Below are 22,938 nucleotides of genomic sequence, written 5' to 3' on the forward strand. Positions count from 1 at the left end.
TCAGGACACCTCTTGTTCTATCCAGCCGTAACCCTTCTCTTCCAATTCAAGGGCCAGCTCTTTTCCACCCGACTTCACGATACGGCCCTTTGCCAGCACATGCACATAATCCGGAACAATGAAATCCAACAAGCGCTGATAATGGGTTACCACGATAAAGGCACGATCGGGGGAACGCTGAGAATTGACACCATCGGCAACCACCTGCAGGGCATCGATATCCAGCCCGGAATCTGTTTCATCCAGAATCGCCAGCTTGGGCTCCAGCAGCATCATCTGCATCAATTCATTACGTTTCTTTTCACCGCCGGAAAAACCTTCATTCACACCACGTTTCAGAAAATTCTGATCAAGATCAACCAGCTTGCACTTTTCTCTCGCCTGCTTCATAAATGAGACGGCATCCAGAGGGTCCTGACCACGAGCTTCGCGGTGAGCATCAACCGACGCCTTAAGGAACTCCAGATTACTGACGCCGGGAATCTCTACCGGATATTGAAACGCCAGAAACAGGCCAGCACGGGCGCGCTCTTCTGCTTCGAGGTCCAGGATAGACTGTCCATCCAACTCAATAGTGCCTTCGGTAACCTCATAACCGTCACGACCGGACAATACATAACCCAATGTGCTCTTACCGGCACCATTGGGACCCATGATTGCGTGAACCTCTCCGGCCTTCACTTCCAGATTCAGTCCGTTAAGGATTTGCTTGTCTTCAACACGAGCAGACAGATTTTTGATGGACAGCATTAAATTTGTTTTCCTCTCTTTTTCTAACCAACAGAGCCTTCGAGACTGACTTCCAGAAGTTTGCCGGCCTCTACCGCAAACTCCATGGGCAACTCTTTGAACACTTCTTTGCAGAATCCATTAACGATCATGGACACGGCTTTCTCAACATCAATGCCACGTTGACGACACAGAAACAGCTGATCATCACTGACTTTTGAGGTTGTCGCTTCGTGCTCGACCACTGCGCTGGGGTTTTTACTCTCAATATATGGGAAGGTATGAGCACCACAACGATCACCGATCAACAGTGAATCACACTGAGTGTAATTTCGGGCTCCCTCGGCTCCGGGGTTCATACGTACCAGCCCACGATAGGCATTCTGGCTTTTACCGGCCGAAATCCCCTTGGAAATAATAGTGGAACGGGTGTTCTTGCCGAGGTGAATCATCTTGGTGCCGGTATCGGCCTGCTGATAATTGTTGGTCAGCGCCACTGAGTAAAACTCACCGACACTGTTGTCACCTTTCAATATACAGCTGGGATATTTCCAGGTCACAGCAGATCCAGTCTCGACCTGAGTCCAGGATATCTTGGCATTGGTATGAGCGATACCACGCTTGGTCACAAAGTTATAGATACCACCCTTGCCTTCTTCGTTGCCGGGATACCAGTTCTGTACGGTTGAATATTTGATCTCAGCGTTATCCAGAGCCACCAGTTCCACAACCGCGGCATGCAGTTGGTTTTCATCACGCATTGGAGCGGTACAACCTTCCAGGTAGCTGACATAACTACCTTCATCGGCAATGATCAGGGTACGCTCGAACTGGCCCGTTTTGGCTTCGTTAATACGAAAATAAGTGCTTAGCTCCATCGGACAACGAACCCCTTTGGGGATATACACAAACGAGCCATCACTGAATACCGCACAGTTGAGAGCCGCATAAAAATTGTCTTTTTGCGGCACCACCGAGCCCAGATATTGTTTGACCAGCTCAGGGTGTTTATGCACCGCCTCACTGATGGGCATAAAGATCACACCGGCCTCTTCCAGCTTCGCCCGGAAGGTAGTGGTTACGGATACAGAGTCGAATACCGCATCAACCGCCACCCCTGCCAGAGCAGCCTGTTCATGCAAGGGAATACCCAGTTTTTCATAGGTAGCCAATAATTCAGGATCAATTTCATCCAGACTTTTGGGTTTGTCTTTCAGACTTTTGGGAGCCGAATAATAGGAGACACTTTGAAAATCCACTTTGGGATAAGATACGTGTGCCCACTCTGGCAGTTCCATTTGCTGCCAGGCTGCAAACGCGTTCAGACGCCATTCCAACAACCATTCCGGCTCGCCTTTTTGGGCGGAAATAAAACGAATAACGTCTTCGTTCAACCCAGGCGGCAAAGTGTCGGACTCAACACTGGTAATGAATCCGGCTTTGTATTCCTTACCCAAATAACGATCAATTTGTTCAGACATATTTCTATCCTCGCCGACTAGACAGTCTGGCCAGTCACTGCGCGCATCCGTTCTACGGTTGAACGGATATGTTGAATTGCAAACTCCACCTGGGCACGATCAGTAAAGCGTCCCAGGGAAATTCTGAGAGAAGAATGAGCCAACTGGGTATCGACACCAATGGCCCGTAAGACATAACTGGGTTCAAGACTTGCACTGGTGCAGGCAGACCCAGTGGATATCGCAAGATCTTTCAGCGACATCAGTAACATTTCGCCGTCCAGGCCATCAAACGCCACATTCAGGATGCTGGGCAACCGCTGTTCAGGATGTCCGTTCAGGCTGACCCCTGGTAAATCCCTGATGCTGCCCCATAACAAATCCTTTAGCGAGGCAATACGTTCGAGTTCATCCGATTGTTCCTGACGTGCCAATTGTGCGGCTTTTCCCATTCCTGCAATTTGATGGGTTGCCAAAGTCCCGGAGCGCATGCCCCGTTCATGCCCACCACCATGGATCAACGGCGCTACTCTCACTTGCGGTTGGCGACGAACAAATAGCGCCCCCATGCCTTTGGGACCATAGAATTTATGAGCGGATAACGATAACAGATCAATATGCATTGCCTGTACATTGACAGGCAGCTTACCGGCACTTTGGGCGGCATCAACATGAAACAGAATATCGCGGCTGCGACACAACTCGCCAACCCCGGCCACAGGGTTTATGACGCCTATTTCATTGTTTACGTGCATCAGACTGACCAATACTGTATCTGGCCGTAATGCCTGACGAACCTGCTCAACGCTAATAAGCCCCTGATCGTCTGGTTGCAGAAAAGTCACCTCACACCCGCGAGACTGCAAATACTGACAAGGATCCAGAACTGCTTTGTGTTCTATCGCTGAAGTGATGATATGACGTCCGCGCTCTTCACCGTACTGTTCCAGTACACCTTTGATTGCCAGATTGTTGGATTCGGTCGCACCGGATGTCCAAACTATTTCGCGTGGTTCAGCACCGATCAGATCCGCCACCTGACGACGAGCCTCTTCAACAGCTTCTTCCGCCTGCCAGCCATATACATGGGACCGCGAAGCCGGGTTACCGAAGTTTCCCTCCATCGTCAGACAGTCCCCCATCAGCTTGGCCACTCTTGGGTCAACAGGGGTACTGGCAGCATAGTCGAGATAAACCGGTAATTTCATGAAAGACTCAATAACAAATATGACTTTAATTAATTGGAGGAAACGGCAATTGGTTCATCTGACTCCAATTGATGACCCTGATGCTCATCCTGGCGCCGGGATATTTCCAGAATATCCCTCCGTTCAACCAACTGAGCCAAAGAGATTCCAGACAAGAACTCATGGATCTGACTACTTAAATCCTGCCACAAATGATGGGTCAGACAACGTTCACCTTTCTGACAGTTTCCCTGGCCTTCACAGCGAGTGGCGTCCATGGATTCATTGACCGCATCTACCACCTCAGCCACACTGATCAGGTGTCCATCACGCCCCAGGCGATAACCACCACCAGGACCGCGAACACTGGAAACCAGGTCGGCCCTTCTTAATTTGGCAAATAACTGTTCTAAATAAGATAGTGATATTTCCTGGCGGGTGGAGATATCCGCCAAACTGATCGGGCCACTTTTCTCGTGTAATGCCAGATCCAGCATGGCAGTCACTGCATATCTGCCTTTAGTTGTCAGTCGCATAATGGCCTTGCCTCAATTAAAACTGAGCTTGCATTATCGTATTCCTGACTGTTTTAGTCAACTTTATAACTTACTGCTTAACTCGGTTACAGGCCGTGAAAGAATTCCGATTATAGAAGCTATGGAGATACATCTCCATAGAAAATACATGGGTAAAATTGTTTTCAATCGTTGCAACCAAGAACTGATAAATGCGGTATCTCACAGTACAACGATCACATCGATGAACAACTGCTGGAGAGGATTATCGCCACTCAGGCAGTGAAATATTTTCATGTTTTCCATTAACAATTGAATAAAAAAACTATGACTTAAGTAGTATTCTTGCTCACCAAATTCCGGGACAATATCATTATTGACATAACGATTTGTTCGTCGGATGAATTTTGAATGGCTGTATTAAATTCAAAAAAGTTGTATTCAACCACTCTGGACTACCAAAAAGCTCACGCTGGATTTGATCTTGTTAAAATCGGCTCTATCGCTTTTTTACTCCTTTACCATGTATCCCTGGTAGTCCCTTACCATGACAACAATATAGTTTTTAAGCTGATTGCGTATGTCAGTCGATGGGGCTGGCTGGGCACGGACTTTTTCTTTGCGATGGTCGGTTTTCTGATATTCAATCGGCTATCATCACCAGAAAACAGTAATCTCCGCACAAACCTGAAATATGCCGTTAGCCGGGTGTTAAGGGTCATTTTGCCTTATTACCTGTTTCTGCTTGTCTACCTGCACACAGGCAATTGGTTTTTCGATTATCTGGGTCTGGGCTGGGCGGTTGGATCAGGAGTGGAACTGCCATTATGGACATTAACCATCAATTGGTTTCTGAACAGCAAGATCACCGGTGTGGGTATGGAAGGTATTTTCGCACTGGCAACCGGGGTACAGATGGTTCTGCTGGCAATGATCATTGCCACCTTTGTTAAAAATCAAAAAACCACCTTCTGGATATATGTATCACTGGAGTTGTTAACGGTTACAGCCCGTATTATTTACGGCAATGAGACGGACAGCCGGTGGGAAATTATCCGTATAGATCCGTTTTTATTCGGTTTTTTACTAGCGATGATGAAACAAAAGCTGGAAGCAAATGTAAACATCCGCAATGTAGCCATGATCATGACTTTAACAGCTTTGTCAGCATTGCTGACGTTTGAGTTTCTGACTCGGGGAATCAGCTACTGGTCCCATCTGACGCTCTACATCGGTCATCCCCTGATTGCTTTGCTGGCGGCATCCACGGTGTTATGGGTTTCAGAGCTGAACATCAAGAACCGGTTTAGAAAGCCTATATGGCATTTAAGCAAGGCAACTTACTTTGTCTTCTTCGTCAAATTGCCCATGGCATTTTTTATCGTCATTTCCCTGCAAAAGCTCAACATCCAGAACCACAATCTATTTTTACTGCTGACAATAGTTTCTGCCATAACCATCAGTTTCACACTGGCGATGCTCTGGTGGCTTCTGGTAGAACGAAAAATTTTGCATTTATTTTTTGTGAGGACAGGGCAGGCAGGAGATTCCCGGCAGACCAGCCGCCGGGCAAACACATCAGAAAGCGATGCTGACCTCTCCGAAAAAGCGAATGATAAACTGGGAAATGCCGGCAGCCAGAACAATAGCAATGATCGCGCGGACAGCACTAAAACGGGCATGCTCTCCTTCGTACGGCTTACTCCCGTGAATCATCGACTGAATCAGGGGCTCTCCCTTAAACCGTTGATGCCAGACCACTGCCGCAACATGAATCACCACGACAGCCTGCAAAATCGCGAAAATCAAACCGTGGAGATCTCTGGCAATACCACTGACATCGGATGACACCAGAGAGACAAACGGTCCGTCAAACATGATGTCATCAGTTGACATCATACCGGTTACCAACTGAGCCAGTATCAGGCCCAGTATTGTCAGCACGGCGATGCCGCCCATAGGGTTGTGCGACAGATGGTGGTGGTCGTCATTACGTCTGAACATGGAAGGTAAATAGGACAATATCGTTCCAGGGCCTCTGACGAACTCCTTAAAACGCGCATACCGGCTACCCCAGAATCCCCATATAATCCGGTATAGAACCAGTGCCGCCAGGGTAAAGCCCAGGGTCTGATGTAGATAAATCAAATCGCCCCCCTGCTCACCGGTGTACCAGAGCCCACCGATTATAGCTACCGTAGCCCAGTGAAATATTCGAATACTGGGATCCCAGACTTTGGTCATCTAATTTGTTCCTCATGGTTACTGATCGATATCAGGGGTAGTAAGCCAGATTACGGCCATGAAGCCAAGATATCTGCTTTACTCCTTACAATTTGCTAGCACTTATACGATTCAGGGAACTATCGCAATGCCTTTGCGTCTAACAAATCAAGTGGACTGCACAAGAGTATCAATAATGAAACTGGGTTTAACAATTCTGGCATTGCTCTGCGGCTTCTCTTCAGCCAAGGCACAGCAATGGCAATCCTCCTACCAACAGACGGAGTTGATTGAACTGTTCACCTCCGAGGGTTGCAGCAGTTGCCCAAAAGCTGATCAGTGGCTATCAAGCCTGAAAGATGACCCAAGCCTGTTCAAATCGTTTGTCCCTATCGCTTTCCATGTAGACTATTGGGATTACATCGGCTGGGAAGATCGTTTTGCCAGGCCCGAGTTCAGTCAACGTCAGCGCCGCTATGACAGGGAAAAACTGATCAGTCAGGTCTATACACCTGGCATCATTATCAACAGTCAGGAGTGGAGAGCCTGGTTCAGAGGGGCAACACAATGGCCGGATTCAAGCTCACCAACTGGACGGCTAACGGCAAATCTGCAGGGTGATCATCTGCATGTGACGTTTGAACAGGATCAAACCTACAACCTGTATGTCGCCTACCTGGGGATGGGACTTGAGACAGCACGCGTCAACGCCGGGGAAAACAAGGGCCGGACTCTGCGCCACGATTTTGTCGTTATGAGCATGCAATCCGTTAAAGGCAATCGGGACTGGCGGCTCAAGTTGTTACCTCCTCCGGATATCGGACAACAGCAGACGGCTCTGGCATTGTGGATTTCACTACCAAACTCGCAACAGGTTATTCAAGCCTTAGGAGGCTATCTCCAGTCATCAGAATAATCGCTGGCAACTACCGGTTACGAACATCTGGCTGATCAGAAAAATACTGCACAAACTCGATCTCTGTACCATCCGGGTCGAGAAAATAAGCATTTTGGCGCTCATCACCTTTACCTTGTTGGTGCGGGGTATAACCAGCTTGCTCCATCCGCTCAAGCAGCTGATCAACGGAAGAGATCTCAATACCGACGTGTGCCACACCAACCTGATGCATTAATTGCAAACGATCCCGCCCATCACCATGATCATTCAGGGTGAGGTAATGATAGTCATCACCGAAATGCACCCAATGGCGGTGTCGACCATACCAATCCATTTCACCCGAAGCTCTGACTGACCAGTGCGGCATAGCGGCCTGATAAAAGCGAATACTGGCGTCAATGTCCGTCACAATTAAATTCACATGTTCTATGCGCATCATATCTATTCTCCTGCTGTTTTCTCTCGATTCATCCCACGCTTCTTTATTATGTAAATAAAAATATTTACTAAATCAAAATAGCCTCACCTTATAAATAAGTAAACAAAAAATTTTACTTAAATGTTTTTTTCGCGATAATGCGCTCATGAAAAGCCTGCAACAGATACTTAACATCCTGAAAACAGAAGGACCGCAGTCAGCAAAACAGCTGGCTGAGGCCCTTGATCTGACGACGATGGGCGTCAGACAACATCTCCTCAGCCTCGAAGGTGAAGGCAAAGTCTCCTATGAAGACCACCCGGCCGTCCGTGGTCGCCCTGTTCGTTACTGGACTCTGACAGAACATGCCAACGAGGAATTTGAAAACCGCCATGAAGAGTTAACGCTACAACTGATCGAATCGGTACAGGAAATATTTGGAAGTGCCGGTCTGGAGCAATTGATCAATAATCGTGAACAGAAAATGCGCCAGCTCTACCATCAGGCACTGGAAAAGCAGACAACTCTGCCACAAAAATTACAGGTACTGGCGGATATCAGAAGCCGGGAAGGCTACATGGCCACCATTCAGGAAGTAGATGGCGATTGGTTGTTATTGGAGAATCATTGTCCGATCTGCGCAGCTGCCCGACAATGTCAGAATTTTTGTCGTTCAGAGCTATCCATATTTCAGAATTTACTGACCGGACTGGCAACTGTAGCCAGAGAGGAGCATATCATCACCGGAGCCCGGCGCTGTGTCTACCGGATCACTCCCATTTGAACCAGACAAAATAGAATGTCCCATCCGCTGATAACACAGAATAGGACAATCATGACCGGTCAGATGACAATCAACTCAGCATGTAGTGCACCCGCCTCTTTAATGGCCTCCAGAATGGCCACCAGATCACCCGGTGCGGCACCGACCTGATTCACTGCATCGACAATGTCCTGTAATGTTGCTGTACCGCCAAACAAAAACATTTTTCCGTCTCCCTGCTGAACATTAATCTGGGAATCGGGCACAACAACCGTATCCCCTTCAGCCAGTGGATTCGGTTGACTGACCATGGGGTTTTCTTTAATGGTGACCGTCAGACTGCCGTGAGTCACGGCGACGGGATCAATGGTCACTTTATTACCCACGACAATCGTGCCGGTCCGACTATTGATTATCACCTTGGCACGGTCTACCGCCGGCTGTACTTCAATATTTTCAAGCACGGACAAAAAAGATACTCTTTGATTAGCATCTCGAGGCGCATTGACTCTGACAGACCCGGCATCCATCGCGTAGGCACTACCATCTCCCAACAGATCGTTAATAGCCTTCGCCACCCGGGTTGCCGTTGTAAAGTCAGCATTGTGCAGATTAAAAGTCAGAAAATCCCCCTGATTAAAACCACTTTTGACCGCACGTTCGACCGTAGCACCATTAGGAATTCTACCAACGACCGGAACATTGACGGTAATACTGGAACCATCCTGACCGTCAACACCGAATCCACCAACAATCAAGTTTCCCTGAGCCACCGCATAAACATTGCCATCAGCTCCGGTCAAAGGAGTCAACAACAGGCTGCCACCACGCAGACTGGTGGCATTACCGATGGACGATACGGTGATGTCGATTTCCTGACCAGGCTTTGAAAAAGCCGGCAAATTGGCGTGAATAGAAACAGCCGCCACATTTTTCAGTTTTGGATCAGTACCAGGTGGAATGGTAATACCAAACTGTTTCATCATATTGGTGAACGTCTGATTGGTAAACGGCGCTTTATCACCGGTACCGTCCAGCCCCACCACAAGGCCATAACCGACCAACTGGTTATTCCTGACACCATCGACCTGGGCGATGTCTTTCAACCGATCCAGTCCCCAGGAAAACTGAGCGCAGGTAATCAATCCCAATGCGGTTATCAAAATACGAATTTTCATAGCTCACCCCTTAAAACGGAAACCATGGACTGTTAAAGAAACGACTCAACCAGCCGCTGGAATTGGAGTCTGCCAATGTTCCGGTACCAGCATAACTGATACGGGCATCCGCCAGTTTCTGTGACGATACCATGTTGTCCAGAGAAATATCCTCAGGCCGGACCAGACCGGATATACGAATATATTCATCACCCTGATTTAAAGTCATCCATTTTTCCCCGCGGACTCGCAGCACCCCATTGGGCAGAATCTCAGAAATGGTCACCGTAATATAACCTTGCAGACTGTTGCTCTGGTTTGCCTGACCTGAACCGGAGAAATCACGCTCACCGGACAATTGGGCATCCATACTGAGGCCACTGACATTGACAGCTCCTCCGCTGATCACCGGATTAGCGATCGACGTCGATGAGTTCTTTTTAGTGGTCGTGGCGGAAGACTTTTTCGATACGGTTTTCTCATCCAGTTCAATGGTAATGATATCCCCCACCCGGCGGGCCTTTTTATCCCCATACAACTGCAAACCCGACGCGGCATTGTATATTGAACCACTGGGAGTCGGTGGAGGAATCAAAGATTCCGAAGGTACTGGTGCAAAATCAGGATCATTGGGCATGGCGCGATACTTGGGGTAAGTGGAGCAGCCAACCATGGAAATTGTCAGCAGAAAAAAAGCCAGACTCACCAGAATGATTTTGATAAAACCGTCCATGACACAATTTTTTTTCCGTTTCATCTCATGCCCTCCTATAAATTTGAGGTAATGAATCCCAACATCTGATCAGCCGTACTGACCACCTTTGAATTCATCTCATAAGCTCTTTGCGTGGCAATCATATCCACCATTTCTTCAACGATCTTAACGTTGGAACTTTCCAGCGCTCCTTGCACTATCTTGCCAAAACCTTCTTCACTGGGAACACCAATCTGCGGCTCACCACTCGATGCGGTTTCCAGGAACAGGTTATTACCAATCGCCTGTAAACCAGTCGGGTTGATAAAGTCGACTATTTCTATAGTGCCGATTTCCTGCGGCAAATTGTCACCAGGGGACACAACCGAAACCGTACCATCAGAACCAATGGTGACCGTAGAGGTCTGCTCTGGTAACTGTATGGTCGGTTCCAGCAGATAACCGCTGTTATTGACGACTTCACCATCAGCATTCTGGGTGAAGGTACCGTCACGGGTATACGCTATCGTGCCATCCGGCAGTACGATCTGAAAAAATCCCCGACCATTAATCGCCAGATCAAGAGGGTTATCGGTAATCTGCAAATCCCCCTGGGAAAATATTTTCTGGGTACCTACGGTCCTGACCCCGGTACCCAACTGTAAGCCAGAGGGCAATTGTGAGTCCTGATTTTCCTGCGCTCCAGGTTGGCGTTGAATCTGATAAATAAGATCCTGAAATACGGCGCGGTCTTTTTTGAATCCGGTAGTACTGACGTTGGCCAAATTATTGGAAATGGTCGACAGGCTTATATCCTGCGCTTCCAATCCGGTTTTACCTACCCATAATGCTCTGTGCATGTGCCTGCTCCTGTTACCCGCATAACGACCCTGGGGAACTTAAAAAATCTGTTTTACTTAGCTCATTTGTAAAATACTTTCCGATGCCCTGGAAACTTCATCGGCGGTTTTCATCATTTTGACCTGCATTTCATACTGACGATTCAGGGAAATAATGTTGGTCAACTCCGCCACACTGTTAACGTTAGAACTTTCGACAAACCCCTGAACCAATCGTAATGCCGGATCTGCCGGTAACACCTGGCCAGCCGCCTGATCGGTTGGACGGAACAACCCATCGGTACCTTTCTCAAAATTCTGCAGATCAGGATTCACCAGCTTGATTTGATCCACCACAACCAGGGCATTGGCGGCAGCGCCAGCCGGCCGAATGGTAATGGTACCGTCGTCGCCGATATCCAGGTGTTCGTAGTCCGGAATGGCAACCGGCGCACCACCGATACCCATAACCGGTTCGCCATTACCGTTGATCAGCTCCCCAAGAGCCGTGACAGTAAAGTCACCGCGACGGGTATAAGCTTCCTGACCATTGGCATCCTGAACCGCAAAAAAACCATCTCCCTGAATGGCGGTATCCAATGGGTTACTGGTTTCAATCAATGGACCATCGTTAAAATCAGACGCAGGACGTTCAGTTAATGCATAGGCACGGGTTGGAAAATGTTCTCCCCATACCGGCATTGAACGAGCCTGTTCCCAATCGGCTTTAAAACCGGTGGTCCGGGCGTTAGCCAGATTATTGGCGTGTGCCTGCTGCGACAGCATGTTCTGGCTGGCTCCGGTCATGGCTACATATAGAGCGCGATCCATTGATTTCCCCTGACTGCAAACCTGCAGAATTAATCGGTTATGACATTCGTATAGTCAGGATATAGCGAAGGTTGTGCCAAGTATTGGCGACCTTTAAACGACGGGGGTTACAGCCAATATAGGTGATTGAGGGAGATAAAACCGGCAACAATTTTCCGTTTTATATTGCCTGTTGCGACGGGGTTATCCGCCTGCCGGATGACGATGACCATCTGGGATGGATTATGGGAAATGTTGCCGCTATAAAGCAGGGTAGAAATTCCTTTACCAACAGTCCTTCTGGCGTTCAATCACATCTGACGGGAGTCAGTGGAACAGAGCAGGTCATAAGACCTGCTCACTCTCCAGAGGAACTATTAATCCTGCATAAATGCTTGCCGGATTAATACTATCTGAGGTTAATAATGGTCTGCGTGACGGCATTGGCCGTTTCAATGGTTTTGGCACTGGCCTGGTAGTTACGCTGGGCGATAATCAAATGCACCAGTTCTTCAGACAGCTCTACAGTCGAATCCTCCAACGCCGATGAGTCGATGGATCCCAGAGTTCCGGTACCAGCAACACCGACAATGGCATTTCCGGATTCGTAACTTTCCACCCACTCACTTGAACCAACGGGTATGAGCCCTTCAATGTTGTTAAATGTTGCCAGAACCACCTGACCCAACGCTCTGGATTCACCGTTGGTATAGTGAGCATAGATGGTTCCATCATCTTCGATTTGCAGGTCAGTCAGACTGCCGCTGGCATAGCCATTCTGCTGAAAATCATCATTGGTGAACTTAGTTCCCCACTGAGTGGTTTCGTCAAATGAAATGGCAAAATTGGAACTGGTGGACGGTTCGGAAATCGGCAGCGAACCACCCTCAGACACATTCACCGAAGAATACGCGCCGGTCGGATTGCCTTCTTCATCGACAGGATCCCAGTTGGATACCAGCCAGTCGCCAGTGGCCTCAACATTCAATGTTCCATCAGCATTGAAGTACAGCAGGTGTGATGCCATGGTTGGCTCAGTATTGGCCGGAAAGTCTAGACTGGTATCCGGGTCACCAATATCGGCACCATCGATTTGCGCGTACACTGTCCAGGAGTTAAGGCTCAGCGGGGTATTTTCATCGGATGGATTTTTAACATAATACAACTGCAGGTCATGCTGATTACCCAAAGAATCATATATCGCTATCGTCGCAGTTTCGTTGTAAGTATCCGGATCAGCCGGATCAAATGCATTAATAGTGTAGTCTTCAAAACTGGAGTCAGACAATCCGTTAAACAGACCGGTTACCCGAGGATCAGGATCGGTCATGCTATACCCTTCGTTCAGAATGATTTCCACCGTCCCACCAATGACCGCGTTGGTTTCTGCACCATCAGCCCCGCCCAAAGTCTGGGACGCGGTACTTTCGAGTCCACGCACAACCAGTTGATCACTGCTGTCAGAGGATTCAATCCGAACACTGATATCAATACCTGTACTCGAAGTTAAGGTGATGTTGCCGGTGTCTGCATCATATTCAGCCGTAATACTGTTCAGACTGGTTTGCTGATACTTGTTGATCTCATCAACCATGTCCTGGAAGTTATCCGCAGTGATAACCTGATCGTTAATATAAATATCCATATTGCCGGAATTGACGTAGTCATCTGCCAACAATTGCACCGTGGTTTCAGCAGATGCAGTAATACCGGAATTGTTCGTCAACTGGGCGGCGATAACCGATGCCTGAGCACCTTCATCGATGGTAATACGGGTAGAATCACCATCAGGATCAACCAGATAAAAAGACTGCTCGGGATAGCCGTTATCTACCGCCGCTTCTCCAACTTCCAGCAGACCTGCGTCATAGGGATCCACCTGCAGTAATGCATACAGTTCAGAAATATCAATATCATCACCAATAGCCTGAATATTGGAAATAGTAATCTGCGATGCCTCACCTTCCTCTGTCGCCACGAACTGCAGCACATCGTTACCGTCAGCATCTTTGCTCACCACCGCCTGAACACCGATATAATCATCAGCATCCACCGAGGCCAGTTCACGGTTAATGGCTGCCGCCAGCTGATCGATGGAAGTGATTTCCTCATTCAAGGAAATCTCCACCGAACCCGAACGTTCTTCTGGATCCGGATCCGGCACAATTAGGTTAATACGAAAACTATTAGTCCGATCAATAGGATCTTCACCGGCTATTTCATACGTGCTGTTGAGCCCCAGAGACTCCAGCGCTTCGTCGGTACCGGTAATATTGACATCCAGCGGGAAGGCACCCACTTCAGTCCGGGAAATCATGATCCGGCCATTGGTGTGAGATACCTCAACCTCTCCGGATAATGCCGGAGTGATCAGGATCTGGGTATTGATTGCAGCAACCAATGAATCGTAGTTGCTATACACATCTTCCGGAATCGTGATCGTGGAGTAAGCACCACCATCCACGGAGATTTGCAGTTGATTGTTTGCCAGTACAGCAGCATCACCCAGGGTAGTGGTCGGTCCGGGCGAAGACGCTGTCGCCATTCCCAGAGTACTCATATTGACACCGGCCGAGGTGTTGTTCGTGCCGTCATGGATAAAGGAAATACCCACAGGGCCAGTACCCGCTGCAGTATCTGCCGTCACTTCCAGCTGATTGGTTGATGCATTCACATTGACACTGACATACGTGCCACCTAACTGGGTGTTAATGGCCGTCTCAAGATCAGTTGCAAAGGCCGCCTGCGATGCCCAACCACCTGCTGGTACCGTCAGAGTAACCGATGAAGAGGCGCTGCCTACTACTGCAGTGAACACAATGTCATCGCCGGCATCAGCATCAGCAAAATTACCAACACTGTCTAAAGCATTCATCGTGGTACCGGATGCAACCGTGGTATAGGTACCCGGATCATCACCGTAGAAATTCAATTCACTGACAATATTGCCCTGCACACTGGCAGCTGCACCCGGATCACTGCTCAAATCGATAGAACCACCGCTGGCAAACAGATCCGTGCCCGTCACTGGAGAGACAACAGTGTAGGTGTCAAAACCCAGATAAGGATCCGTCAGAAGATTACCCGTCGCATCCGCAATCGAGACAATTGCACTGCCATCCGTCGCATACGTACCAGACATCACAAAGTCGATACCGGTTCCGGCTGCATTCACCTCTGCAGATACTTTACCGGCCAAATCTGATCCACGCAGTGCACTATTGATGGCACCGACCAGGTCAGAAACAGTTGAGTAGGTTGTGGTATCTGAAAATGGCTGAATGGTATCGGTCAATGTTGCTGTACCACCGGCAATATTGGGTCCCTGCACGGTAATCCCAAACGACCAGTTTGCCTCTACTGCCGAAGGCGTCCAGGGCCCACCACTGAGGATACCGGTAGTTGTGATATCGCCAGCTCCCTGAAACTCAGAGCGGGTACCGGCTGTCGTTGGATAACCCAGAGTGGACAATGTCGTGGCACTGTCTTCTGCCGGACCAACCTGTGCCACACCCACGGCCAGACCATTGGTTGTCGTAATTTGACCGTCAGACTGCAACACCTGCGCGCCGGCCGGAACATTTACTTCTGATAAAACCGATGTTGTCCCTCGGGGAGCCTGATTACTGGTATCCACTTGCAGATCATCCAGTACACCACTGATAATTTTTCCGGTACCGTCGGTCGCATAACCCTGCAACTTAGCACCGCTGGTGGTGACGATATAGCCCTCATCATCGGTCCCAAAAATACCGGAACGAGTATAAGTGACATCACCATTGTTGTATTTGGTAATGAAAAAACCTGTACCATCAATCGCCAGATCGAGCACAGAATCAGTATCATTTATGTCTCCCTGCTCGAATTTCTGACCAACATTCTCCAGCGTTACACCGCTGCCAGAAGTATCCTGACCGGTACCAAGGATGCTATTGGTATAAGCATCGCCAAATTCAGCGCGGCTGGCTTTGAAACCTGTGGTGCTGGCATTGGCAATGTTATTTCCCGTAATACTTAAATCTTTACTGGCCGCAGCGACACCACTCAAACCTGTACTAAAGCTCATACATTCTCTCCTGCTTTATCCCCAAACCCAGATGCATTAAGCGTCACCTACCAGGCCACCAGCATGCAGCCACACCCAGGTATACCAATCTATCGTTTTACCCGTTGCTCTGATTAACCATCAAGGTCGTTAATCTGTACAACATCATTCAAACTGACCGAATCACCACCCAGCAGATTCAGCGTCACATTACCTTGACTGTCTATCGCTACACTTTCCACCTTGGTACTCATGGATGTATCAAGAATGGTGTATGTGCCATCGATGTCCGCCGATACTGTGAACGTATAATTACCTTCATCATGGGCGATATAGTTACCCTCTTCATCCTGTTCCAGATTCATATCCTGGAGATCAAGAATTTCGCCATTGATTTCAAGATAGGCACCATCCCATTTGAACTGCAGCTTGTCTCCGAGATCCGACAACGCAATCTCTTCAACAACCTGCCGGTCTTCATTCTTAATGGTCAGCACAATGTCAGAGGCAGACTCTGGTATATCCGTGATGCCATAAATGATGTCCCCATGAACCAGTTGACTCTCATCACGTCCGTCAAGAGTCACAGAACTCCCCACCAGACTCGAAGCCTGTAACGCCTGACTGGAGGTATAAGCACTCGCCAGATCAGCCATTGAGGTATTCACGTTTTCAATCCCTTCAACCATACTGAACTGTGCCAGCTGGGCGACGAAATCAGCGTTATCCTGCGGGTCCAGCGGGTTCTGATTATTCAACTGAGCAATCATCAGCTCCAGAAATTCGCTCTTGCCCAACTCTGTGGAACTGGAATCACTGGACGATGAATCGAGAGCATATTGGTCCAGTACACCATTACTGCCGCTGACACCATTCACGTTACTCATGACTTATTCCCCCTATTTACCCATGGTCAAGGTCTTTTGCAGCATGGTTTTGGCGGTGTTGAATACCTCCACATTCACTGCAAAACTCCGTGATGCAGACATCATGTCTGCCATTTCCTCAACTACATTCACGTTGGGGTAGTAGACGTATCCGTTTTCATCCGCCATTGGATGAGTCGGTTCATAGCGAATATCCAGTGGCGCATCTTTTTCAACGATCCCTGCCACTTTGACACCGCTGCCAACATCAGTCTCAAGATCTACCGCACTGAAATCACGGTTAATCAACGAATCCTGTAACACTTGAAACACCGGCTTACGTGCACGATAGGTTGTATCGATACTGCTACTAACGGTTTCGGCATTCGCGAGGTTGCTGGCTGTCGTATTCAGACGGACAGACTGAGCCGTCATCCCTGAACCCGAAATATTGATAACATTAGTCAGGGACATGATTATTCTCCTCGAATGGCGTTGGTCAGGCCGTTAAACTTACGGTTCAGGAATTCAAAGCTGGCATTGAATGCCATGGCATTTTTGGTGAACTCCGCATTTTCAACATTGTCATCCACCGTGTTGCCATCAATAGAAGGCTGTGTTGGCCAGCGGTACTGAAGGTCATAGTCTTCCTGAACACGACCACCGATGTGACGATTATTCGTGGTGTTCATTTCCAGGCTACGCTGTTTTTCCACTTCTCCATTCAGCACTGCCTGGAAATCAAAGTCCCTGGCTTTAAACCCAGGGGTGTCCGCATTGGCCAGGTTATTTGCCAGTACTTCCGAACGCCCGGCCCGAACCAGCAGCGCCTGTGGATGTATGCTAAGTGCATTTTGAAAACTGATTGCGGACATTATTGGACCTTCCATTCACGGATATGACATTGCTATAAACCTTATAGCAGTGACCGTGCCAAAAAATAGCCCCTTAAAAATCAAGCAGTTACGGAGTTTAAGCAAAAATATGAGGAAACCGGCGGCAACCATTTTCCGCAAGCGGCAAGGAGCAGCAGAATACGGAACCATGCTGTCGAGACTCAGCATCATCGGCACGTCCGGCTGCATTCAGATCAACTACAACCGCCCCGTACACCGCATAAAACAGAAGCCGGCACGATGATTGAGCCGTCACCCCAAAACAGATAACCGTATATAAGTCATCTTCTGTCTGTTTCTGCCACGACCAGAGAATGTCTGTATCATTTCTGATCACAGAGATTCAGTCATATAATCTGAACAACATAGCGCGCTAGATCAGCTACTACTCAGGAACCCCTTGATGAAGAAAACCCGGCCTGGCAGGTACACCTCAGAATAACCTGACAAAATAACGAACGTGGATATCAGCCAAACAATGACCACATAAAAAATATGACTACATGATTATTAAAAAAACAGAAATCAATAATTCTCATACAAGAATCTTCCAACCGCCGATAAAAAAACCACAATAAAAACACAGTTTTTTTGCACACTAACAGTTCCAAAAAATAAAAAGATGCACCATATCTGTGTATACAAATTACCCCAATAACTATAAACACACTGCAATTTTTTAAATATAAAAAATAAAAATTTCATAAAACACCTTAAACCCTCCTTTAAAGAATATTTTCCTCAACCTTTAGTATGATATAAAAAATGAACGCATAGATATTGCCTTGTTACACGCCAGGTGACGCAAACAATGTTGCAATCAACGAATTGCACAGGAAGCTGATACTCTGATATTGTAATTATCAGATTAACTAAAAAATCATAACTCAATCCCTTTTTTGCCGCGCATAACATTTTTGTATGGATGGAATTTTGATTTTTTAAAAACTGGAGCAAGAAATCATTATTGAACGTCTAGTGTGATAACGAGTCGTTTTTGATAATGAATTTGTTGTTATGATTATTTTCGTTTTGATTATTCGGCTTTGTCCACTATTAAAAATTGTGTTGCCAGAACAATGGCTTAGCGTATTCGTTGTGTCTTTCTAGAGTAACAGAGACAGTTTTCAGCCAGTCTTTTTCAGCGAAATAACAGATGGTCATATAAATCACTTATCAGGACGAGAGGTGTGCCGTAAGCCTTTTCAGTTTATCTCACCAAGACCCGACAAACCTTATCAAAAAGAGAATTGACTGAGGGAGGTCTTAAAGGAATGACTGGAACAGAAGCAATTATCAGAAAACCCATTGATCATGATAACCATATTGTTCCTTCTCTGGATGGAGCAGATGTCAACACCGTTGTCGAAGCACTATGTTACCGGGCAATACATAACTGCAAGCAAACTGCGTTTGTCCACCTGACCGATGGTGAAGACAATGAAATCTTAATTACCTACGAAACCTTATGGGGTAAAGCCAGAAGTATTGCCCACCTGTTGCAACCGTATGAGCCCGAGGGCAAACGGGTGCTAATGCTGTTTGAAACCGGTATCCAATATGTAGCCGCATTATTCGGTATTTTTCTGTCAAGAGCCGTGGCTGTTCCATCATTTCCACCGGTAGGTTCCAGAGCATTGGATCGACTGCATTCGATTATTAAAGATGCCCAACCGGAAATTATTCTGGTGAACAAAACCATGTCCCGTTATCGCGACAGAGTACTCGCAGAAAAGACCGACAGCGACGCCAGCGATCACTGCCCTGTCTGGATTGAGGTGGATGATCTGGATCTGCAAACCCCCAGGATCACCCTCGACTCAGATTGTTTTCCCAAGCCCGAAGATCTGGCATTGATTCAATATACTTCTGGATCAACTTCAGATCCAAAAGGGGTACTACTCACCCACGCCAACTTATTCAGCAACTGCCGGACTGCCAGCATATGGATGGGTGGCCGACGTCATCGCATAGGGTGCAGTTGGTTACCTCCCTATCATGATATGGGACTGATGGGCGGGATACTCCAACCGGTTTATGAAGGTTTCAAAACAGTACTGCTATCACCCGGACATTTTGTCCAACGACCGTTGCGATGGCTACAGGCTATCAGTCGTTTTAATGCCACAATCACCATCGCACCAAACTTTGCCTTTGATCTATGTGTGGAGTCCATCAGCGAAGACGAACGTTCCCAGCTGAATCTAACTTCACTGGAGGATATATATTGCGGTGCCGAGCCTATTCGCAAAGCCACACTCGACCGATTTAACGACTATTTTTCACCGGTTGGTTTCCATTCCACGGCTTTCGGTCCGTGTTATGGCATGGCCGAATCCACCGTGTTCGTTTCGGGCAAACCCCGAGGTACGGAACCACTGAGCATTCGGGTCAATCAATCAGCATTAACCGAAGGACACCTGCTCCTCGCGGACAATAATGCAACTCAAGCAATATCTTTGGTCAGCAGCGGGCGAGCCGCCACTGACCATATCATTATGATTGTCGATCCGGACACTGGACATCCGGTGACGGAAGCCAGGATCGGAGAAATTTGGGTACAGGGAACCAATGTCGGTGCCGGTTATTGGCAGCGTGCCAACAGTACAGCCACCTTTGGTGCGAGTATCGAAGGAATCGCAGGCACTTTCTTACGCACAGGTGATCTGGGGGCAATAATGGGCGGAGAGCTGTTTGTGACTGGACGCCTGAAAGACCTGATTATCATTGCCGGACGTAACCATTATCCGCAGGACCTGGAACTCTCAGCGCAATCGGCCGATCCGCGTATCCGCAATAACGGAGTCGTGGCATTCAGCATTGAACAGCCTGATCGTGGAGAAGTTCTGGCGCTGGCAGTGGAAATACAACGCAGCGAAAAATGCAGTCAGGCACAGCTGGAAGAGATCCATCGGGCAATCACTGCCATTCTGGTGCGCCATCACGGTATATCACCAGAAGAGATTCATTTTTGTCCGATGGGAACCATTCCTTTTACCACCAGCGGCAAACCACAGCGACAAGCAACCAAGCGCAGTTTTATCGAGGGTTCACTTCGTCCCTATGCCGTCAGTGACAAATCCAACCGTCCAATCAATCAATAAACCACCATAGAGGGAACAATGATGGATATGACAATCACCGCCAATGACCAGACCGGTATTCGTGAACGGCAACTCGCCTGGATCACTGTCGGTACCCCAACGATAGGCACCCTTATCGCACTTGGACTTGCCTGGTATGAAGGTATTGGCGCTCTTGAAATCGGCCTGCTGTGTGGCATGTATTTATTGACAGCCCTGGGTGTTGAAGTAGGTTTACACCGTTTTTTCTCTCACCGTGCATTCAAAGCCGGGCCTGGTGTTACCGCTTTTTTTGCTATCGCCGGTTCGATGGCTGCGCAAGGGCCGATATTGTTCTGGGCCGCAACCCATCGCCAACATCATTCATTTACAGATAAAGAAGGCGACCCCCACTCTCCCTGCCTTGAAGGCAACGGTTTTATTGCCCGCCTGAAGGGTTGGTGGCATGCCCATGTCGGATGGCTATTTACCGTTAAACGGAAAAACTGGAGCCAGTTTGTACCGGATCTGTTCAGTGACCGGACCATAGTCAAACTCAATCAATATTATTTTCTGTGGGTACTCTTGGGCCTGCTGATTCCAACAGCCATTGGAGCTGCGATTGACCAATCCTACCACGGTGCTCTGGCAGGTCTTCTGTGGGGTGGGTTTGTCCGGATTTTTCTGGTGGACAACGCCACCTGGTGTGTCAACTCGATGGCCCATCGCTTCGGTCGTCGTCCGAATACCACCCGTGACAACAGCCGCAACCTGTTCTGGCTGGCCATTCCAACCGTCGGTGGTGGTTGGCACAACAACCATCATGCCTATCCGGCACTGGCTTACACTGGACTGAAGCCCTGGCAAATAGATATCGGTGGTCGATTCATTGATCTGTTGGGTATATTTGGCCTGGTTTGGGATATCCGCAAGCCAGAAAAAAAATCTCCCGAAAACACTCTCGACGGAACCCCCGACATTATCGAAACCGCAGCACCAGAAGGCATCAGTCATCTGGATCCTCCTGCAGCAAGATTAAAAGCAGCCATCGCTCTGGCGGTCATGCTGATCCCTCTGGCCGGATTTCTGGAAGCCATACGACTACTGCTTAGCGGACAATTAGGATCCATCGACCTGACGCTGTTTCTGGTGTTTTATGCGATACAAATGTTCGGGGTTTCGATGGGTTTTCACCGTTATCTGGCTCACCGGGCCTTTAAGACCAGTCGCACCTTTCGTGCGCTACTACTCATTGCTGGCTCAATGGCGGCCCAGGGGCCAATTCTGTTCTGGGTCACCACTCATCGGCGTCATCACCGTTACAGCGACCATCCGGGCGATCCGCATTCCCCGAATCTGCTCGGACAAACCCGCTGGCAACGACTCAAAGGACTCTGGTACGCCCACATGCCATGGATGCTCGCTCCGGACATGACCAGCTGGAGTGTTTACGCCAAAGATGTGCTTCGCGACCGGTCTCTGTTTTTCTTTAATCAAACCTATCTGTTGTGGGTACTGGCCGGCGTTGCCATTCCGGCGGCCATCGGCGGCTGGGTCACTGAAAGCTGGGCAGGTGCCTGGTCCGGTTTTATTTGCGGTGGCCTGGCGAGAATGTTTCTGGCCAATCAGTTTGCCTGGGCGGTTGGTTCCATTTGTCATCGTTATGGCAGTCAACCCTTTGACAACAATGATCACAGCACCAACAACTGGACCGTCGCCACACTCACTTTTGGTGAAGGATTACAAAACAACCATCACGCATTTCCTGCCTGGTATCGTCACGGAGTGCACTGGTATGAACCGGATTTGTCCGGTTGGGTATTAACGCTACTGGGAAAAATGGGCGTGGTGTGGGATTTACGCTCTCCCTCCAGGGCGGCCATCGAAAAAGCCCGTCAAAAAACCAACTAACAAGCAAACGGGAAGGAACGAGCCTATGAATGAAAATGGGCACGGGTTTCAGTGCCATGTTGTCATGACAATCAAAGGCTTACAGGAAGTGTTTATTAATCATCAAAACAGTAAGGAGAACATCCTATGACAAGTCTCGTGACCACTCTGCTGAATAAACTGAGTTTTGCGGAAACCAAACAGGAAAACCTGGTCATTAACGAAACCTCCATTAAAGACTGGCTGATTCAGCGTATGGCCAAAATGAAAAAGATCGCACCTGCTGAAGTGGATACCGCCCGAACGTTTGAAGAATACGGGCTGGACTCTATTGTTGCCGTCAGAGTTGTCGGGGATCTGGAAAAATTTATCGATCAACGGCTCTCTCCAGCACTGTTGTTTGAATATCAAAGTATAGATGAGCTGTCACGTTATCTTGCTAATGAACTGAATACTCAGGAAGCCTGATCAGACAGGAGGAATACT

The 22,938-nt window shown here is 48.3% G+C and carries 20 protein-coding genes; 6 read left to right on the top strand and 14 right to left on the bottom strand.

Annotated features, from left to right (window positions below):
* Genes sufC through iscR form a run of 4 tightly spaced genes read right to left on the bottom strand, consistent with a single transcriptional unit; the run spans nt 1 to nt 3,912 of the window.
* Nucleotides 1-750 carry a Fe-S cluster assembly ATPase SufC gene (gene sufC, locus YC6258_RS21260; RefSeq protein ID WP_044618697.1) on the bottom strand — a complete coding sequence of 250 codons (750 nt, stop codon included), beginning with the start codon at nt 748-750 and terminating at the stop codon, nt 1-3.
* A gap of 23 nt (nt 751-773) precedes the next feature.
* Nucleotides 774-2,210 carry a Fe-S cluster assembly protein SufB gene (gene sufB / locus YC6258_RS21265; RefSeq protein WP_044618698.1) on the bottom strand — a complete coding sequence of 479 codons (1,437 nt, stop codon included), beginning with the start codon at nt 2,208-2,210 and terminating at the stop codon, nt 774-776.
* Between the two features lie 17 nt (nt 2,211-2,227).
* Complete coding sequence (locus YC6258_RS21270) at nt 2,228-3,397, bottom strand: IscS subfamily cysteine desulfurase (RefSeq protein ID WP_044618699.1); 1,170 nt, start codon at nt 3,395-3,397, stop codon at nt 2,228-2,230.
* Between the two features lie 29 nt (nt 3,398-3,426).
* Complete coding sequence (iscR, locus tag YC6258_RS21275) at nt 3,427-3,912, bottom strand: Fe-S cluster assembly transcriptional regulator IscR (protein ID WP_044618700.1); 486 nt, start codon at nt 3,910-3,912, stop codon at nt 3,427-3,429.
* 1,298 nt (nt 3,913-5,210) lie between these two features.
* Here iscR and YC6258_RS31420 point away from each other — a divergent pair.
* Nucleotides 5,211-5,486, top strand: coding sequence for a hypothetical protein (locus YC6258_RS31420; protein ID WP_144407707.1), 276 nt, complete (start codon nt 5,211-5,213; stop codon nt 5,484-5,486).
* Here YC6258_RS31420 and YC6258_RS31425 read toward each other — a convergent pair.
* The gene (locus YC6258_RS31425; protein ID WP_082070839.1) at nt 5,470-6,135 is read right to left on the bottom strand and encodes a cytochrome b/b6 domain-containing protein; all 666 of its coding nucleotides are present in this window, start codon (nt 6,133-6,135) and stop codon (nt 5,470-5,472) included. The two genes, YC6258_RS31420 and YC6258_RS31425, sit on opposite strands and share 17 nt — an antisense overlap.
* 175 nt (nt 6,136-6,310) lie before the next feature.
* Here YC6258_RS31425 and YC6258_RS21285 point away from each other — a divergent pair, with 175 nt between their 5' ends.
* Entirely contained in the window at nt 6,311-7,030 is a 720-nt protein-coding gene (locus tag YC6258_RS21285; RefSeq protein ID WP_144407708.1) for a DUF1223 domain-containing protein, read from the top strand.
* 10 nt (nt 7,031-7,040) lie between these two features.
* Here the strand turns inward: YC6258_RS21285 and YC6258_RS21290 are convergent, their stop codons facing one another.
* Nucleotides 7,041-7,451 (bottom strand): VOC family protein, encoded by a 411-nt coding sequence (locus tag YC6258_RS21290; RefSeq protein ID WP_044618703.1) that lies wholly within the window; start codon nt 7,449-7,451, stop codon nt 7,041-7,043.
* A 145-nt stretch (nt 7,452-7,596) separates the two neighbouring features.
* Here YC6258_RS21290 and YC6258_RS21295 point away from each other — a divergent pair, with 145 nt between their 5' ends.
* Entirely contained in the window at nt 7,597-8,214 is a 618-nt protein-coding gene (locus tag YC6258_RS21295) for a helix-turn-helix transcriptional regulator (RefSeq protein ID WP_044618704.1), read from the top strand.
* Between the two features lie 59 nt (nt 8,215-8,273).
* On the opposite strand, the gene YC6258_RS21300 is transcribed toward YC6258_RS21295, so the two are convergent.
* The 8 genes from YC6258_RS21300 to flgB all read right to left on the bottom strand — a co-directional run bounded on the left by YC6258_RS21300 (nt 8,274) and on the right by flgB (nt 17,479).
* A complete protein-coding gene (locus YC6258_RS21300) occupies nt 8,274-9,371 on the bottom strand; it encodes a flagellar basal body P-ring protein FlgI (RefSeq protein ID WP_044618705.1) in 1,098 nt (365 codons plus the stop codon).
* Between the two features lie 10 nt (nt 9,372-9,381).
* The gene (flgH, locus tag YC6258_RS21305; RefSeq protein ID WP_245626977.1) at nt 9,382-10,107 is read right to left on the bottom strand and encodes a flagellar basal body L-ring protein FlgH; all 726 of its coding nucleotides are present in this window, start codon (nt 10,105-10,107) and stop codon (nt 9,382-9,384) included.
* An 11-nt stretch (nt 10,108-10,118) separates the two neighbouring features.
* Entirely contained in the window at nt 10,119-10,904 is a 786-nt protein-coding gene (gene flgG, locus YC6258_RS21310) for a flagellar basal-body rod protein FlgG (RefSeq protein WP_044618706.1), read from the bottom strand.
* A gap of 57 nt (nt 10,905-10,961) precedes the next feature.
* On the bottom strand, nt 10,962-11,714 hold the full coding sequence (flgF, locus tag YC6258_RS21315; RefSeq protein ID WP_044618707.1) for a flagellar basal-body rod protein FlgF: 753 nt from the start codon (nt 11,712-11,714) through the stop codon (nt 10,962-10,964).
* Nucleotides 11,715-12,102: 388 nt separating this feature from the next.
* Nucleotides 12,103-15,759 (bottom strand): flagellar hook-basal body complex protein, encoded by a 3,657-nt coding sequence (locus YC6258_RS21325; RefSeq protein WP_044618709.1) that lies wholly within the window; start codon nt 15,757-15,759, stop codon nt 12,103-12,105.
* 113 nt (nt 15,760-15,872) lie between these two features.
* Entirely contained in the window at nt 15,873-16,625 is a 753-nt protein-coding gene (locus tag YC6258_RS21330; protein ID WP_044618710.1) for a flagellar hook assembly protein FlgD, read from the bottom strand.
* A 12-nt stretch (nt 16,626-16,637) separates the two neighbouring features.
* A complete protein-coding gene (gene flgC, locus YC6258_RS21335; RefSeq protein WP_044618711.1) occupies nt 16,638-17,078 on the bottom strand; it encodes a flagellar basal body rod protein FlgC in 441 nt (146 codons plus the stop codon).
* Nucleotides 17,079-17,080: 2 nt separating this feature from the next.
* Nucleotides 17,081-17,479, bottom strand: coding sequence for a flagellar basal body rod protein FlgB (gene flgB, locus YC6258_RS21340; protein WP_044618712.1), 399 nt, complete (start codon nt 17,477-17,479; stop codon nt 17,081-17,083).
* Nucleotides 17,480-18,774: 1,295 nt separating this feature from the next.
* On the opposite strand from flgB, the gene YC6258_RS21350 reads away from it, so the two are divergent.
* From YC6258_RS21350 to YC6258_RS21365, 3 genes are all read left to right on the top strand, one after another.
* Entirely contained in the window at nt 18,775-20,604 is a 1,830-nt protein-coding gene (locus tag YC6258_RS21350) for a fatty acyl-AMP ligase (RefSeq protein ID WP_052830464.1), read from the top strand.
* 18 nt (nt 20,605-20,622) lie between these two features.
* Nucleotides 20,623-22,473, top strand: coding sequence for an acyl-CoA desaturase (locus YC6258_RS30725; RefSeq protein ID WP_211264567.1), 1,851 nt, complete (start codon nt 20,623-20,625; stop codon nt 22,471-22,473).
* Between the two features lie 126 nt (nt 22,474-22,599).
* Entirely contained in the window at nt 22,600-22,920 is a 321-nt protein-coding gene (locus YC6258_RS21365) for an acyl carrier protein (protein ID WP_044618714.1), read from the top strand.
* The last annotated feature ends 18 nt before the right edge of the window (nt 22,921-22,938 follow it).

The organism is Gynuella sunshinyii YC6258 (assembly GCF_000940805.1).
GTDB classification, from domain to species: domain Bacteria; phylum Pseudomonadota; class Gammaproteobacteria; order Pseudomonadales; family Natronospirillaceae; genus Gynuella; species Gynuella sunshinyii.